Below are 13,205 nucleotides of genomic sequence, written 5' to 3'. Positions count from 1 at the left end.
CCTGATGGGCGAGCGTTTCGCGCGGCAAGATCATGATCATGGCCTTACCGTTCCACGCATGACCCAGCACGGTGCCGGCGAGCAGCTCGTCGTGCTCGCCGCGGCGGGCGCCACGCGGATCACCTGCTTCAGCGGCGTCACCATTCCCGTCCTGCTCAGAACCGAGTGCTACGCGAAGGCGCTGGCCGGGGCGCTGGGCCTCGCGCCGACGCCGGAGCTCCAGCGCGACGGCGTGTTGCCGCAGTGCGTGTTCTTCATCCACGAGTACGCGCTGCAAACCGTGGTCGGCGGCAACCGGTTGATGGAGGACCAGGTCCTGCACCTGCTGTTCCACGCGCCGTCGATCCGGATCGTGCCGGCCAGCGCGGGCGGGGCGGCGGCGGTCGGGCTCGACTACGCGCTCATCCAGTACGAGCACGAGCCGCCGCTGGTCTACCTCGCGAACTGGACGCTCGCCAGTGACGCCGCGACCGTGGAACGGGCCGTGGCCATCTTTCAGCGCATGCACGCTGTTGCGCTCGACAACGAGCGGTCGCGTGACGTGCTGATGGAGTATGTGGCCGTGTACGACCGTTAGGGCGTGTTGCGGCGCAGGAACAGCCGCATGCCGTCCTCACCGGGCAGCGCGCACAGCAGCAGTTTGACGTTCTGGTGCCGCACCGGAACCGCACACGAGTCGCCTGCCAGCAATGTTCCCGCGAGCAGGCCGGCCGACTCGTGGTCGATGTCCAGCACGAAGTCGTTGCTCATGGATGGACCCTATGAGTAGACCGCCTCGCGACCCAGTCACCCAAAGGTGTTGTCACGTTCCGGCGAGCCGTCTCGTCCAGAGGGTATGACGAGGATCAAGGGAATCACGAAGAACGACGCGGGCCCGCTGCTCAAGGTCGCGTACTGGTTCGCGCGGCGCGAGTTCGGGGCGGTGCCGGAGCCCCTCACGGTGATGGCGCACCACCCGAAACTGCTGATGGCGAGCGGCCGGCACGAGTTGGCGATCAAGAAGACGATCCACGGGCCGTTGTTCGAGCTCTGCGTCTACCGGACGGCGGTGAAGCTCGGCTGCTCGTGGTGCGTCGACTTCGGCGCCATGCTCATGAAGCACGGAGGCCTCGACATCGAACGCCTCAAGCACATCGACGAGTACGCCACCTCACCGCTGTTCACCGACCTCGAACGCAAGGCGCTCGCCTACGCCGACGCGATGACGGACACGCCCGTCGCCGTCACCGACGAGCAGGTCGCCGAGCTGGAGAAGTTGCTGGGACGCAAGGAACTCATCGCGTTGACCTACCAGGTCGCGCTGGAGAACCAGCGGGCGCGGTTCAACAGCGCGTTCGACATCAAGGATCAGGGCTTCACCAGTGGTGACGCCTGCCGCGTACCGACAAACTAGAGCCGTGGAGAAGATCGCCCTGACAGGTGCGCAAGAGACCATGCTCGCCACGCTGTACGGCCGGGCGCTCGACAGCGAGCGCCCCGCGTCCGTGCTGCACGACGACGAGGCCAAGCGCGCCGTCGACCGAATCGACTACGACTTCGGCAAGACCGGAATGACCACGATCACCGCGGTCGGCGTCGCCATCCGGGGACGGGTGCTCGACGACTGGACCCGCGAGTTCCTCCGTGCCAATCCGTCCTGCACGGTGCTGCATCTGGCCTGTGGGCTGGACACTCGCGCGCATCGGATCGAACGGCCGGACACCGTGCGGTGGATCGACGTCGACATGCCGGACGTCGTCGCGTTGCGGCACAAGCTCTTGCCTGCGCCTCAAGGTGACTACCGGCTGGTGGCGTCGTCGGTCACCGAGGAGGCGTGGCTCGCCGAGGTGCCCGCCGACCGGCCTGTCGTCGCGGTGTTCGAGGGCCTCTCGATGTACCTCACGCAGGCGGAGGGCCACGCGTTGATCAGCAGGATCACCAGCCGGTTCACCAGCGGTGAGCTGCTGTTCGACGTCTACGGCTCGTGGGGCATCAAGCTCCAGAAGCTCGTGCCGGCCGTGCGCAACGCCGGCGCGACCTTGCACTGGGGTGTCGACGATCCGCGCGAGATCGAGGCGCTGCGTCCCGGACTGACCACTGTGGACGCCTGGCGCAGCGTGGACCTGCCGCACCTGGACGCGTTGCCCAGGTCCGGCAGGATCCAGATGAAGGTCGTCAGCGCGATCCCGAAGCTCCGCGACGTCGGGAAGCTGCTGCGACTGCGGTGGTAGGGCTCAGTTGTCGATGACGAAGTCGAACTTGGCGGTGTAGCGGTTGCCGACGAGCGGACCGAGCTCGACCTCGCACTCGCGGTCGAGGTAGGCGTCGCGCCGGTTCAGGTAGGCCACGTTCATCCCGTACGCCCTGAGGTTGTCCGGGAAGAACAGCTGCGTGGTGAGGATCGGGCCGCCCCGTGCCTGCACCTTGACGTGGATGTGCGGGGTGCGGCCGGGATAGTCCTTCGGCACGATCGTCTCCAGCACGTACGCGCCGGAGGCGTTGCTGAACTGGTGGCCGCGCATCTTGAACGTGGTGTTGTCGTACACACCGCGGTCGTCGGCCTGCCAGAAGTCGAGCAGTGCGTTGGGAATCGGCGCGCACTTCATCGTGTAGACGAACCCGGTGACGCGGAGCACGATCCCGGTGACTCCGGGCGTGCGCAGGTTCGTGCGCTGCGGGGAGTTCCGCTTGAAGTAGGGACCCTCGATGTTCGACGGGGTGTCGTCGTCATCGACGCAGGTCGGGGTCAGGGGAAGAGGCGCGCTGCGCGCCGTGGTGGTGCCGGCGGCGGTCAGTGCGACCACTGCGGCCGCACCGGTCGCCAGGAACGCCCGGCGTGAGGGGATGTCGTGTTCGGGCATGTTCGAACTCCGGTGGTTGCAACCCGCGGCAGGGGGCTTGGGCTGGACCAGCGGACAGGACGTTAGCGACGAAACGATCCCGGCTCCAGTTACGGTCCAGACCAAAACCCGTCAGAACGCGACGTGGGCGAGCTTGTCCGGGTTCGCGATGTCGTAGACGGCCACGACCTTGCCCTCGTGCACCGTGAACGACGTCACGCGCGCCGTCACCTCGCCGTACGCCGGCATGGCGAACCCGAGTTCGCCGTTGACGAACACCGGCCGGTGCTCCTCCGGGAAGCCGTACTTGCGGATGAGGCCGAAGAAGAAGCGCGCCACCTTGTCCGCGCCGGTGACCGTCTGGACCGCGGTGCGCACCTTGCCGCCGCCGTCGCCGATCATCACCGCGTCCGGGTGCAGCAGTGCGAGCACGGCGTCGAGGTCCCCGTTCGCCATGGCCCGCAGGAACTTCTCCAGCACCTCCTGCTGCTCGGCCAGCGCCGCGCGGGGCGGTGGTTCGGCGTCCGCGACGGCCTTGCGGGCCCGGGACGCGTGCTGGCGCGCGGAGGCCTCCGAGACCTGAAGCACCTCGGCGATCTCGGTGAACGGCAACGAGAACGCGTCGTGCAGCACGAACGCCACGCGCTGGTCCGGCGTGAGCCGGTCGAGCAGCACCAGCGCAGCCATCCGCACGCCGTCGGAGCGCACCACGCTCGCCAGCGGGTCGTCCTCCTCGCCGGTCGTGAGCAGCGGCTCCGGCAGCCACGAGCCGACGTACGTCTCGCGGCGCACCGCGGCGGAGCGCAACCTGTCGAGGCAGATGCGGCTCACCACGGTCGTGAGCCAGCCACGGGCGTCCTTCACGCCCTCGGCCTTCGCGAACCGGGGCCACGCCTCCTGCACGGCGTCCTCGGCGTCCGCGAGGCTGCCGGTCAGCCGGTAGGCGACGCCGATGAGGTGCGTCCGGTGGAGTCCGAAGACGTCAGCGGTGGTCACGGTTGGCAGTTTGCCAGGGCATTAGACTCAGTGATGTGGCAGGACGCATCAGGGAAAGCGACATCGCATTGGTGCGTGAGCGCAGCCGGATCGACGAGGTCGTCGGTGACCAGGTTTCGCTGAAACGAGCGGGCGGGGGCGCGCTCAAGGGGTTGTGCCCCTTCCACGACGAGAAGACGCCGTCGTTCAACGTGCGCCCGTCGCACGGCACGTTCCACTGCTTCGGCTGCGGTGAGGGCGGCGACGTGATCGCCTTCGTGATGAAGGTCGAGCACCTGTCGTTCGTGGAGGCCGTCGAGCGGCTCGCGGACCGGGCGGGCATCCACCTGAGCTACGAGGGCGGCGGCGCGACGATCCAGCGCGACCGGGGCACGCGCGGCAGGCTCATCGAGGCGCACAAGGTGGCCGCCGAGTACTACGCGGAGCAGCTCGCGACGCCCGAGGCGCAGCAGGCGCGGGAGTTCCTGGCCGAGCGCGGGTTCGACGAGGCCGCCGCCCGCCAGTTCGGCTGCGGCTTCGCGCCCGGCGGCTGGGACAAGCTCACCAAACACCTGCTGGGGCGTGGGTTCGACCTCCAGGAGCTGATCAAGTCGCAGCTCGTCAAGGAGGGCAAGCAGGGGCCGATCGACCGGTTCCACCGGCGGCTGCTGTGGCCCATCAAGGAGATCAGCGGCGACGTCGTCGGGTTCGGCGCGCGGCGGATCTTCGACGACGACCCGATCCAGGCGAAGTACCTCAACACCAGCGAGTCGATGATCTACAAGAAGTCGCAGGTGCTGTTCGGGCTCGACCAGGCCAAGCGCGAGATCGCCAAGCGCAAGCAGGCGGTCATCGTCGAGGGCTACACCGACGTGATGGCGATGCACCTGGCCGGCGTGCCGACCGCGGTCGCCTCCTGCGGCACGGCGTTCGGCACGGACCACATGAACGTGCTGCGCAGGCTGCTGATCGACGACGACGTGAACGGCGAGGTCATCTTCACCTTCGACGGCGACGAGGCGGGCCAGAAGGCCGCGCTGAAGGCGTTCGAGGGGGAGCAGCAGTTCTCCGCGCAGACCTACATCGCGGTCGCACCGGACGGCATGGACCCGTGCGAGCTGCGGCAGGCCAAGGGCGACGTGGCGGTGCGCGACCTGGTGGCGCGGCGCACGCCGTTGATCGAGTTCGCGATCAAGGCCCAGCTGCGGGCGTACGACCTCGACTCGGTGGACGGCCGCGTCGAGGCGCTGAAGAAGATGGTGCCGTTCGTCGCGCAGATCAAGGACCGCGCCAAGCGCGACGGGTACGCGACGAGGCTCGCCTGGTGGGTGGGCTGGGACGACGAGGCGATGGTCGTGCGCCGGGTGCGCCAGGTCTCCGGCGGCAAGACGCAGGTCGCCACCGCCGCGCGCGTCGACCCGAACCAGATCGCGCTGGGCGTGGAGGTCGACGGCCCGTCCCGGCCGAACCCGCGCGACCCGAGGCTGGTGCCCGAACGCGAGGTGCTCAAGGTCGCGCTGCGGCTGCCCGAGTACGCCGGGCCCTTGTACGACTCGCTGCCGGACGAGGCCTTCACCGACCCCGCCTACGTGGCGCTGCACCGGGCGATCCGGGCGGCGGGCGGCGCGGCCTGCGGGCTCGCGGGCTCGGCGTACCTGGAGGCGATCTCGCAGGAGTGCTCGCACGCGTCGGTGCGGTCGGTGCTGACCGAACTCGCGGTGGAACCGTTGGCCGTCAAGCAGAACGACGAGTTCCGCTACGTGTCGATGGTGATCGCGCGGCTGCAGGAGGTGCAGGTCGGCAAGCAGGTCGAGGACGTGAAGTCGCGCCTGCGGCGGCTGTCCCCGATCAAGGACGCCGACGAGTACCGGGCGCTGTGGGGTGACCTGGTGGCGCTGGAGGAGTACCGCAAGGCGCTGCTCCAGCAGAGCGCGGGAGTGCTGTAGTGGGGTTGTTCCGACGGGTGTTCGGCGACGGCGCGCCGGACGGGTTCACCGGTGAGCTGGAGCGCGACGAGACGGTGATCGCGCACGCGCCCGTGCAGACCGGCGGCCACATCGTGGTGACGTCGCTCGGGCTGTGGGTGCCGGGGGAGCCGCCGCGGCGGATCGGCTGGCACCTGGTCAGCAAGGTGAAGTGGGAGGGCTCGCTGCGGGTGGTCGAGGCCGTCGAGACGTCCACCGAGGGCGCTGTCGTGCTGCTGGAAGACCTTCCCGCGCAACGGTTCGCGCTCGACGACCCGCGTCGCGTGCTGCGCGCGATCAGCCAGCGCGTCGAGGGCTCGATCCGCGTGCGGGAGCGCGTCGAGTCGCCCGGTGTGTGGATCCTGCAGCGCAAGGTTCCGGGCCGCGACGGCGTCGTGTGGCAGGCGCGCGGCGATGCCGGCGTGGATCTCGCCGAGGTGCGCTCGGCCGTGGCGGTGTTCTCCGAGGGGCTGGCGCGCTAGCAGTACGCGTGTACTGTTAGCCGTATGTGGGATCCGGCGCAGTATCTGGCCTTCGCCGATCACCGTGCGAGGCCGTTCTACGAACTTGTGGCGCGTGTGCGGGCTTCGGAGCCTCGGCGCGTGGTCGACGTGGGCTGCGGGCCCGGCAACCTGACCGTGTCGCTGTCCTCGCGGTGGCCCTCGGCCGTGGTCGAGGCGTTCGACTCGTCGCCGGAGATGGTCGAGGCGGCGCGGGCGGCCGGTGTCGATGCCCAGGTCGACGACGTGACCACGTGGGAACCCTTGCCGGACACCGATGTCGTGGTGTCCAACGCGGTCCTGCAGTGGGTCGCGTCACATCCCTCGATCGTGTCTAAATGGGTCGCGGCGCTGCCGTCCGGCGCGTGGCTCGCGTTCCAGGTCCCCGGCAACTACGCGGACCCGTCGCACCGGCTGATCCGTGAGGTCGCCGGGGCGTCGCTGGAGCACGTTTTCCGTGCGGAGAAACCGGTTCTGGACCCCGTGGAGTACGCGGACCTGCTCGGCGACTGCTCTGTCGCGGACGTCTGGGAGACCACGTACGTGCAGCGCCTCTCCGGCCCGGATCCGGTGCTCGAATGGGTGACTGGCACGGCTTTGCGGCCTGTGCGCGCGGCACTGTCCTCAGCGGACTGGGAGGCGTACGTCGCGGAACTGGCGCCGCGGCTGCGTGAGGCGTACCCGCAGCGAGCCGACGGCACCACTTGGTTCCCGTTCAGGCGGATCTTCGCGGTCGCGCAGGTGTGAGGCCTGTCACTTTCGCGGCGTCATCGGGGGAGTGGCGATCTTGCCGTTGGTCTCCTCCTGATGGCGCCACGGAGCCTTCTCCGCTGCCTTTCCGGCGGCGTCCGCGGCCAGATCCTTGGCCTGAACTGCGGCTTCGAACGCCTTGTCCTTCGCCTGGGCCGCCGTCTTGCGCACCGTCGGGTTCGAAGTGAAGCGGTGCCAGAGGCGCACGATCTGGTCGTAACGCTCCCGTCCGGCCTTCGCGCCGAGCACGTAGCCGATCGCCGCGCCGACCAAGATGCCCTTCATGTGACGTCTCCTCTCGCATCGTGCCTGGTCAGAGGCCATGTTGCCGCCAAGTGGGGGGTGCCTGCAAAACCCCTTTCGCGACTCATGTAGAGTTACCCACTGTCAGGAGGAACCAAGCCTGACAAGCTAGAACAACCGAACATTCCCCCATAGCTCAATTGGCAGAGCATGCGACTGTTAATCGCAGGGTTACTGGTTCGAGTCCAGTTGGGGGAGCCATCGCCTAGACCCTAGTCCACCGACTGGGGTCTTTCGCTTTCTTCGGGCTTCGGTCAGCTTGGGTGCATGTCCCGCTTCGCGAATCTCCGTCGCATCTCCTCACTGGACCCGGTCGTGGACCACGAGGAGATCATGAGGATCTCCGCCGGCCTGGAGTTCCCGTGGGACTACCAGAAGTCCCTGGAGATGGCGCTGTTCCGCACGTACTGCGTCCCGACGATCTCGGGCCTGCTGGAACGCACCGGCGAGTTCGAACGGCGGCCGCAGAAGCGCTACGACGACACCGCGATCCTGATGGCCGAGCTCGTGGAACACGGCTACGACTCCCCGCGCGGACGTGAGGCGCTGCGCGTGGTCAACCGCCAGCACGGCCGTTACGACATCTCGAACGACGACATGCGCTACGTGCTCGCGACGTTCATCTACGACCCGATCGACTGGCTTCAGCGCTACGGCTGGCGCCCGCTGACGCACAACGAACGCCTGGCGGGCTTCCACTTCTACCGCGCGGTCGGCGCCCGCATGGGCATCCGGGACATCCCGGCCGGCTACGACGAGTTCCTGGCGTTCAAGACGGCCTACGAGCAGAAGCACTTCGTGTTCGCGCCGTCGAACCGCCGCATCGGCCAGTACACGCTCGACCTGTTCTGCTCGTGGTACCCGTCCGTGGCGCGCCCAGTGGTCGCACGGGCCGTGGTCGCCATGCTCGACCCGGCGATGGTGCGCGCGTTCGGCTTCACCGCGCCACCTTCGTGGGTCGGCGCCGCGGGGCTTTGGGCGCTGCGCCTGAGGGCTTTCGTGGTGCGCCGGATGCCGGTCCGGAAGGCCCTGAAGCTCACGAGCACCCCCAACCGCACCTATCCGGGCTACCCGCGCGGCTACCGGCCGTCGGACCTGGGCGCGAGCTCCAGCACCGCCCGCTGACCGTTGAGCACGAAGCCCATCGCCTTCAGGAACTCGTTGCCGGGCTTGAAGTCGTCGAGCCGCACGTGCACGCGCGTGACTTCCGGAAAGCGCTCGGACAGTGCTTTCGCCATCTCTCGCCCGATACCCCACCTGCGCAGGTCCTTCGGCACCAGGAAGAACCTGATGTCGGCGTGGCCGGGCGCCGGGTGGTCCACCACGAGGTCCACGAACCCGATCATGTCCTGGGCCTGCGCGACCAGCAGATGTTTTTGCTCGAACGCGGCACCTTCGGGCAACGCGTAGAAGAGACTTTGCACATCACCGGGTCCGGAAGGGTGGCCCGTGGCAGCCTGGAACCAGTCGTCGCAGTCGGCGAACAGCGCCAGCACCTCTGGCTCGTCCGCCGGGGTGAAGTCGCGGAGGGTCAAACGCACGTGTCCAGCCTATGTGTCGCTCGCCACGGGGGTGCGCAAGGCCCGTTCGGCGTGATCGGTATCCTCCACGACGCAGCGTGAGCGGGGGGAAGTAGCTCAGTTGGTCAGAGCAGCGGACTCATAATCCGTCAGGTCGTGGGTTCGAGCCCCACCTTCCCCACAAAATCTACGGCGCCCGCAGGCCCTCGACGTAGATCGACAGGAAGCGGCGCCACTCGCCGGGAGAATCGCGGATCACCTGGGCCATGGCCCTGGTCAGCGTGGCCATGTCCGTGATCGAGTAATCAGGGCGCAGGCCGCCGCCCGCGATGGCGCGCGTGATCAGGATCTCCGCGTGGCCTGCCCCGCGGTGACAGGCAGAGACGACTTCCGGGGCGTTCGGGAGGTCGCGGGCCAGGATGTCGTTGAGGCCGCGGTCCTCGGCCTGCAGGGCGTAGAGGTCGTCGAGGTAGACGACGAACGCGTGCCACGGGTCCGGGTCGGCCATGGCCTTGTCGCCGATGACGTCGAGGGCGGCGAGGCGCTCCGGGAAGATCGCCGACACCAGTTCCTCGCGGGTCGGGAAGTTCTTGTAGAGCGTGCCGATGCTGACTTCCGCGTGGCGGGCGATGTGTTCCATCGGCACGTCGAGGCCGCGTTCCGCGAACAGCGCTGTGGCCGCTGCCAGCAGCTTCTCCCTGTTGCGTGCCGCGTCCGCACGCAGGGGCCTCGACGCGGTGACCATGCGCGGATCCTACGCGGGAGCTAAGTCGAGGGTGCCCTCAAGTTTTGTGGTAGCTTCGGTCCGGTAAGTCGAGGGTGGCCTCGAATTAGCGTTCGGAAGGACGAAACCCATGTCTCCCACCGCGGTTGTGCTCGGGGTCGGTCCCGGGCTCGGCATGTCCATCGCGCATCGGTTCGGGCGTGAGGGCTACGACGTCGTGCTGGTGTCGCGCGGCGCCCAGCGACACGAGAGCTACCTGGCCTCGCTTGCCGAGGCGGGGATGAAGGCACGGGCGTTCGCGGCCGACGTGCGTGACCGCGCGCAGCTGTCGTCCACTTTGGACTCGATCGGGCCGGCCGACGTCGTCTACTACGGGCCGGGTGCCACCGACCTGAACGAGATGCCCGGTGAGATCACGACGACCACGTCCGACGAGGCGCGCGCCGCGATGGACTGGCTCTACCCGGCGATCGACGTCACGCAGCACGTGCTGCCGGGTGTGGTCGAGCGCGGAGGCGGGCTGCTGTTCGCCGGTGGGCTGAGCTCGGTGCTGCCGATGCCGGCGCTCGGCGCTCTCGCGCTGTCGTCGGCCGCGCTGCGGAACTACGCGGTGACGCTCAACGCGGCGCTGGCCGGCAAGGGCGTCTACGCGGGCACGCTCACCATCGGCGGCGTCGTCGAACGGGGTGACATCCACAAGCTGGTCGAGTCCAGGCCCGAGCAGTTCGGAGGACTGACCGCGCACACGCTCGACCCGGACGACATCGCCGAGACCGCGTGGCAGATGTTCGTGAAGCGGGACCGCGCGGAGGAGGTGTTCAACGTTCTTTAGAGGTACGAACCGGGGGTGTGGCCGAGCGAGCGGCGGAAGACGTCGATGAACGCGCTCGCGGTGGCGAATCCGCACTGCAGGGCCACCGCGGTGACGGGCTGGCCCTCGGCGAGCAGGCGCAGGGCGTGGTAGAGCCGCAGTTGCGTGCGCCACTGGGGGAAGGTCATGCCCATCTCGTCGCGGAACAGCCTGGTCAGCGTCCTGCCGCTCGCGCCGGCCTCCCGTCCTAGCGCTTCGAGACCGCGTGCGTCCGAGGGGTCGGTCTCGAGCGTCGCGCAGACCGCCGCGAGCCTGGGGTCGTGGGCGGCGGGGACGCGTACTGGTTGTTCGGACGCGGTGGCTAGTTGGTCGAGCAGCACCGAGCGCATTCGTTTGCTCGCAGGGGTTTCTCGGTCTGCGAGCTCTGTGTAGGTGATCAGCAGTTCTCTCAGCAGTGGTGAGACGGCGAGAGCGGTCGGCTCGTGGAGTTTCAGCGGATTCTGCGTGAGTCCGAGCAAGTGCAGCCGTGTGACGCCGTACGCGCGGTGCGAGTGCACGGCGCCGGACGGGATCCACAACGCACGGTGCGCGGGTGCGATCCATCTCGACGTCTCGGTGTGCACGGCCACGACGCCGCGGCTGGCGTAGACGATCTGGTGTTCGTCGTGCCAGTGCGCGCTGACACCACTGGCGGCGGCCAGGTCGCGGCTCGTGGTCGGCGCCGCCGGGAGATGGCGAGAATTCGACATACATCGGCAGAATATCGGAATCGCGAACGTCTCGACCGGGGCCACGATCGGCGCGTGAACAACTCTCGGTGGCGGATGTCGGTCCTGGTCGCCGGTCACGCGGTGGACGACCTCTACCAGGGCGCCGTGCCGGCCGTCGTGCCCTTCTTCGTGCTCGAACGCGGCTACAGCTACCTCGCGGCGGCCGGCATCACGGTCGCCGCGACGCTGCTGTCGTCGGTCGTGCAGCCGTTGTTCGGGGTACTGACCGACCGGCGTCCCATGCCGTGGCTGGTTCCCCTGGGCATGACGCTCGCGGGTGTGGGCATCGGGTTGTCCGGGCTGAGCGACTCGTACGTCCTCACGTGGCTCGCGATCGCGTTGTCCGGTCTCGGCGTCGCCGCGTACCACCCCGAAGCCGCTCGCCTCGCCCGTCGCGTCGCGCAGGACAGCCACGTCGGCATGAGCTGGTTCGCGGTGGGCGGCAACGTCGGGTTCGCACTGGGACCGGTGCTCGTCACGCCGGTGCTGGCGTTCGGCGGGCTCGCGTGGAGCCCGTTGCTCGCCGTTCCCGCGCTGGTGGGAGGCGTGTTGACGTTCGCTGCGTTGCGTGGCGTGCACGGTGCTTCGGCTGCGGTCCCGGTGGCGGTCGGCCGTGACGACTGGGGGCAGTTCAGCAGGCTGACCGTGGTGATCGTGGCACGGTCGATGGTGACGTTCGGGCTCGGCACGTTCCTCGCGATCTGGGTGTCGGATCGGGTCGGCGGTGGTCCGGCGGCCGGTGCGGCGGCGCTGGTCGTGCTGTTCGGGGCCGGCGCCGCCAGCACGTTGCTCGGCGGCGTGCTGGCCGGACGGTTCGGGCGCGTCCGGGTGCTGCGGGTGTCCTATGCGGCCGCGGTGCCTGCCGTCGCGGGCGTCGTGTTGGTGCCAGGGCCACTGGTTTACGTGATGGTGGCGCTCACGGCCGTGGCGTTGTACGTGCCGTTCTCGCTGCACGTCACCCTCGGCCAGGACTACCTGCCCAACCGTCTCGGCACCGCCAGCGGTGTCACGCTGGGACTCGCGGTCAGCATCGGCGGCTTGGGATCGCCGGTGGTCGGTGCCGTTGCGGGCGTGTGGAACCTCCAGTGGGGACTGTTGTCTCTCGTAGCGCTGCCCATCGTCGCGTGGGTGGCCGCACGCGGTTTGCGTTCACCTGTGCGCGTCTAGCTCGATGCGGGCTCTAGCCGCTGTGACTACCGTGGAGCGCGTGCGAGTGGCGACCTGGAACGTGAACTCCGTCAAGCAACGCGTGCCCCGCCTGCTGCCGTGGCTCGACCAGCGACAGCCGGACGTCGTGTGCCTGCAGGAGACCAAGCTGGCCGACGACGCCTTCACCGCGCTGCTCGGTGACGCCCTGAAGGAACGCGGCTACGAGGTAGCGCTGTTCGGCGAACCCCAGTGGAACGGCGTGGCCCTGCTCTCCCGCGTGGGCCTGGAAGACGTAGCAGTAGGCGTAGCCGGCGCACCGGGCTTCCCGCACATCGAGGCCCGCGCCGTAGCCGCGACCTGCGGCGGCGTGCGCGTCCACTCGCTGTACGTGCCGAACGGCCGTGAGCCCGAGTCGGACCACTACAAGTACAAGCTCGAATGGCTGGCCGCACTGCGCGACGTGCTGGAAGCCGGCCCTGCCGACGCCCTGGTGTGCGGCGACATCAACATCGCGCCGACCGACGCCGACCTGTTCGACCCCGAGGCCTACATCGGCCAGACCCACGTCACCGAACCCGAACGCGCCGCCTTGCAGGCCATCGAAGCGTTGGGGTTCCACGACGTCGTGCGCGACCGCTGGCCCACGGAGCGCATCTTCAGCTACTGGGACTACCGGGCCGGCATGTTCCACCGCGACCTCGGGATGCGGATCGACCTGATCCTCGCGTCCAGCTCCGTCGCGCCGCGGGCCAAGGCCGCCTGGATCGACCGGCACGCCCGCAAGGGCACCGGGCCGAGTGACCACGCGCCGGTGATCGTGGACCTGGACGAGGCTCCGGACGGGGACATCGGGCCCGTGGTGCCGCCGCCGTCCTCGCCGGGCTCGAAGAAGAAGGTCAGACTGCCGCAGGCGAAGTAGG

Annotated in this window: 17 protein-coding genes and 2 tRNA genes; 12 read left to right on the top strand and 7 right to left on the bottom strand. The window is 68.8% G+C overall.

Features of this window, described 5'->3' with window-relative positions; all coding sequences use genetic code 11:
• The first annotated feature begins 58 nt into the window (after positions 1–58).
• Positions 59–577 carry a Scr1 family TA system antitoxin-like transcriptional regulator gene (locus tag BM417_RS27495; RefSeq protein WP_093600425.1) on the top strand — a complete coding sequence of 173 codons (519 nt, stop codon included), beginning with the start codon at positions 59–61 and terminating at the stop codon, positions 575–577.
• Here BM417_RS27495 and BM417_RS47980 read toward each other — a convergent pair.
• Positions 574–750: a hypothetical protein gene (locus BM417_RS47980; protein ID WP_157512840.1), complete on the bottom strand. Its 177-nt coding sequence runs from the start codon at positions 748–750 to the stop codon at positions 574–576. The genes BM417_RS27495 and BM417_RS47980 overlap by 4 nt on opposite strands.
• 85 nt (positions 751–835) lie before the next feature.
• On the opposite strand from BM417_RS47980, the gene BM417_RS27490 reads away from it, so the two are divergent.
• Both BM417_RS27490 and BM417_RS27485 read left to right on the top strand, forming a co-directional pair.
• Entirely contained in the window at positions 836–1,393 is a 558-nt protein-coding gene (locus BM417_RS27490) for a carboxymuconolactone decarboxylase family protein (protein ID WP_093600421.1), read from the top strand.
• Between the two features lie 4 nt (positions 1,394–1,397).
• Positions 1,398–2,210 carry a class I SAM-dependent methyltransferase gene (locus BM417_RS27485; protein ID WP_245822197.1) on the top strand — a complete coding sequence of 271 codons (813 nt, stop codon included), beginning with the start codon at positions 1,398–1,400 and terminating at the stop codon, positions 2,208–2,210.
• 3 nt (positions 2,211–2,213) lie between these two features.
• On the opposite strand, the gene BM417_RS27480 is transcribed toward BM417_RS27485, so the two are convergent.
• Together BM417_RS27480 and BM417_RS27475 are read right to left on the bottom strand one after the other, a co-directional pair.
• Complete coding sequence (locus BM417_RS27480; protein ID WP_093600418.1) at positions 2,214–2,840, bottom strand: dioxygenase family protein; 627 nt, start codon at positions 2,838–2,840, stop codon at positions 2,214–2,216.
• Between the two features lie 111 nt (positions 2,841–2,951).
• Complete coding sequence (locus BM417_RS27475) at positions 2,952–3,824, bottom strand: sigma-70 family RNA polymerase sigma factor (protein ID WP_093600415.1); 873 nt, start codon at positions 3,822–3,824, stop codon at positions 2,952–2,954.
• Positions 3,825–3,850: 26 nt separating this feature from the next.
• On the opposite strand from BM417_RS27475, the gene dnaG reads away from it, so the two are divergent.
• The 3 genes from dnaG to BM417_RS27460 are packed head-to-tail and all read left to right on the top strand — an operon-like array spanning position 3,851 to position 7,005.
• Positions 3,851–5,740 (top strand): DNA primase, encoded by a 1,890-nt coding sequence (gene dnaG / locus BM417_RS27470; RefSeq protein WP_093600412.1) that lies wholly within the window; start codon positions 3,851–3,853, stop codon positions 5,738–5,740.
• Positions 5,740–6,240 (top strand): hypothetical protein, encoded by a 501-nt coding sequence (locus tag BM417_RS27465; RefSeq protein ID WP_093600409.1) that lies wholly within the window; start codon positions 5,740–5,742, stop codon positions 6,238–6,240. The genes dnaG and BM417_RS27465 overlap by 1 nt, the downstream gene beginning before the upstream one ends.
• Before the next feature lie 24 nt (positions 6,241–6,264).
• A complete protein-coding gene (locus BM417_RS27460; protein WP_093600406.1) occupies positions 6,265–7,005 on the top strand; it encodes a trans-aconitate 2-methyltransferase in 741 nt (246 codons plus the stop codon).
• 6 nt (positions 7,006–7,011) lie between these two features.
• Here BM417_RS27460 and BM417_RS27455 read toward each other — a convergent pair whose 3' ends face one another.
• Positions 7,012–7,293 (bottom strand): hypothetical protein, encoded by a 282-nt coding sequence (locus tag BM417_RS27455; RefSeq protein ID WP_093600403.1) that lies wholly within the window; start codon positions 7,291–7,293, stop codon positions 7,012–7,014.
• A 143-nt stretch (positions 7,294–7,436) separates the two neighbouring features.
• Here BM417_RS27455 and BM417_RS27450 point away from each other — a divergent pair.
• Together BM417_RS27450 and BM417_RS27445 are read left to right on the top strand one after the other, a co-directional pair.
• Positions 7,437–7,512, top strand: a tRNA-Asn gene (locus BM417_RS27450).
• Between the two features lie 66 nt (positions 7,513–7,578).
• Complete coding sequence (locus BM417_RS27445) at positions 7,579–8,436, top strand: oxygenase MpaB family protein (protein ID WP_093600400.1); 858 nt, start codon at positions 7,579–7,581, stop codon at positions 8,434–8,436.
• Here the strand turns inward: BM417_RS27445 and BM417_RS27440 are convergent.
• Positions 8,391–8,852, bottom strand: a complete 462-nt coding sequence (locus BM417_RS27440) for a GNAT family N-acetyltransferase (RefSeq protein ID WP_093600397.1) — start codon at positions 8,850–8,852, stop codon at positions 8,391–8,393. The two genes, BM417_RS27445 and BM417_RS27440, sit on opposite strands and share 46 nt — an antisense overlap.
• An 85-nt stretch (positions 8,853–8,937) precedes the next feature.
• Between BM417_RS27440 and BM417_RS27435 the strand changes: the two genes are divergently transcribed.
• Positions 8,938–9,012 (top strand) — tRNA-Ile (locus BM417_RS27435).
• A 6-nt stretch (positions 9,013–9,018) separates the two neighbouring features.
• On the opposite strand, the gene BM417_RS27430 is transcribed toward BM417_RS27435, so the two are convergent.
• Entirely contained in the window at positions 9,019–9,576 is a 558-nt protein-coding gene (locus tag BM417_RS27430) for a TetR/AcrR family transcriptional regulator (RefSeq protein WP_093600394.1), read from the bottom strand.
• A 109-nt stretch (positions 9,577–9,685) separates the two neighbouring features.
• Here BM417_RS27430 and BM417_RS27425 point away from each other — a divergent pair, with 109 nt between their 5' ends.
• On the top strand, positions 9,686–10,387 hold the full coding sequence (locus BM417_RS27425) for an SDR family NAD(P)-dependent oxidoreductase (RefSeq protein ID WP_093600391.1): 702 nt from the start codon (positions 9,686–9,688) through the stop codon (positions 10,385–10,387).
• Here the strand turns inward: BM417_RS27425 and BM417_RS27420 are convergent.
• A complete protein-coding gene (locus BM417_RS27420) occupies positions 10,384–11,115 on the bottom strand; it encodes an AraC family transcriptional regulator (protein WP_093600388.1) in 732 nt (243 codons plus the stop codon). The two genes, BM417_RS27425 and BM417_RS27420, sit on opposite strands and share 4 nt — an antisense overlap.
• A gap of 75 nt (positions 11,116–11,190) precedes the next feature.
• On the opposite strand from BM417_RS27420, the gene BM417_RS27415 reads away from it, so the two are divergent.
• Both BM417_RS27415 and BM417_RS27410 read left to right on the top strand, forming a co-directional pair.
• Entirely contained in the window at positions 11,191–12,303 is a 1,113-nt protein-coding gene (locus tag BM417_RS27415) for an MFS transporter (RefSeq protein WP_093600385.1), read from the top strand.
• 31 nt (positions 12,304–12,334) lie between these two features.
• Positions 12,335–13,204 carry an exodeoxyribonuclease III gene (locus BM417_RS27410; protein ID WP_245822194.1) on the top strand — a complete coding sequence of 290 codons (870 nt, stop codon included), beginning with the start codon at positions 12,335–12,337 and terminating at the stop codon, positions 13,202–13,204.
• Position 13,205 lies beyond the last annotated feature (1 nt).

The organism is Lentzea waywayandensis (genome assembly GCF_900115955.1).
In the GTDB taxonomy this organism is placed as follows: Bacteria; Actinomycetota; Actinomycetes; order Mycobacteriales; family Pseudonocardiaceae; genus Lentzea; species Lentzea waywayandensis.
Note: the sequence above shows the minus strand (reverse complement) of the source record. Positions and strands in the feature narration are given on the sequence as shown.

What these genes read in the sequence shown, in the direction of transcription:
- BM417_RS27415 (WP_093600385.1), top strand. Translation starts at nt 11,191, where the DNA reads ATGTCGGTCCTGGTCGCCGGTCACGCGGTGGACGACCTCTACCAGGGC.
- BM417_RS27420 (WP_093600388.1), bottom strand. Translation starts at nt 11,115, where the DNA reads ATGTCGAATTCTCGCCATCTCCCGGCGGCGCCGACCACGAGCCGCGAC.
- BM417_RS27430 (WP_093600394.1), bottom strand. Translation starts at nt 9,576, where the DNA reads ATGGTCACCGCGTCGAGGCCCCTGCGTGCGGACGCGGCACGCAACAGG.
- BM417_RS47980 (WP_157512840.1), bottom strand. Translation starts at nt 750, where the DNA reads ATGAGCAACGACTTCGTGCTGGACATCGACCACGAGTCGGCCGGCCTG.
- BM417_RS27455 (WP_093600403.1), bottom strand. Translation starts at nt 7,293, where the DNA reads ATGAAGGGCATCTTGGTCGGCGCGGCGATCGGCTACGTGCTCGGCGCG.
- BM417_RS27425 (WP_093600391.1), top strand. Translation starts at nt 9,686, where the DNA reads ATGTCTCCCACCGCGGTTGTGCTCGGGGTCGGTCCCGGGCTCGGCATG.
- BM417_RS27460 (WP_093600406.1), top strand. Translation starts at nt 6,265, where the DNA reads ATGTGGGATCCGGCGCAGTATCTGGCCTTCGCCGATCACCGTGCGAGG.
- BM417_RS27495 (WP_093600425.1), top strand. Translation starts at nt 59, where the DNA reads ATGACCCAGCACGGTGCCGGCGAGCAGCTCGTCGTGCTCGCCGCGGCG.
- BM417_RS27445 (WP_093600400.1), top strand. Translation starts at nt 7,579, where the DNA reads ATGTCCCGCTTCGCGAATCTCCGTCGCATCTCCTCACTGGACCCGGTC.
- BM417_RS27490 (WP_093600421.1), top strand. Translation starts at nt 836, where the DNA reads ATGACGAGGATCAAGGGAATCACGAAGAACGACGCGGGCCCGCTGCTC.
- BM417_RS27480 (WP_093600418.1), bottom strand. Translation starts at nt 2,840, where the DNA reads ATGCCCGAACACGACATCCCCTCACGCCGGGCGTTCCTGGCGACCGGT.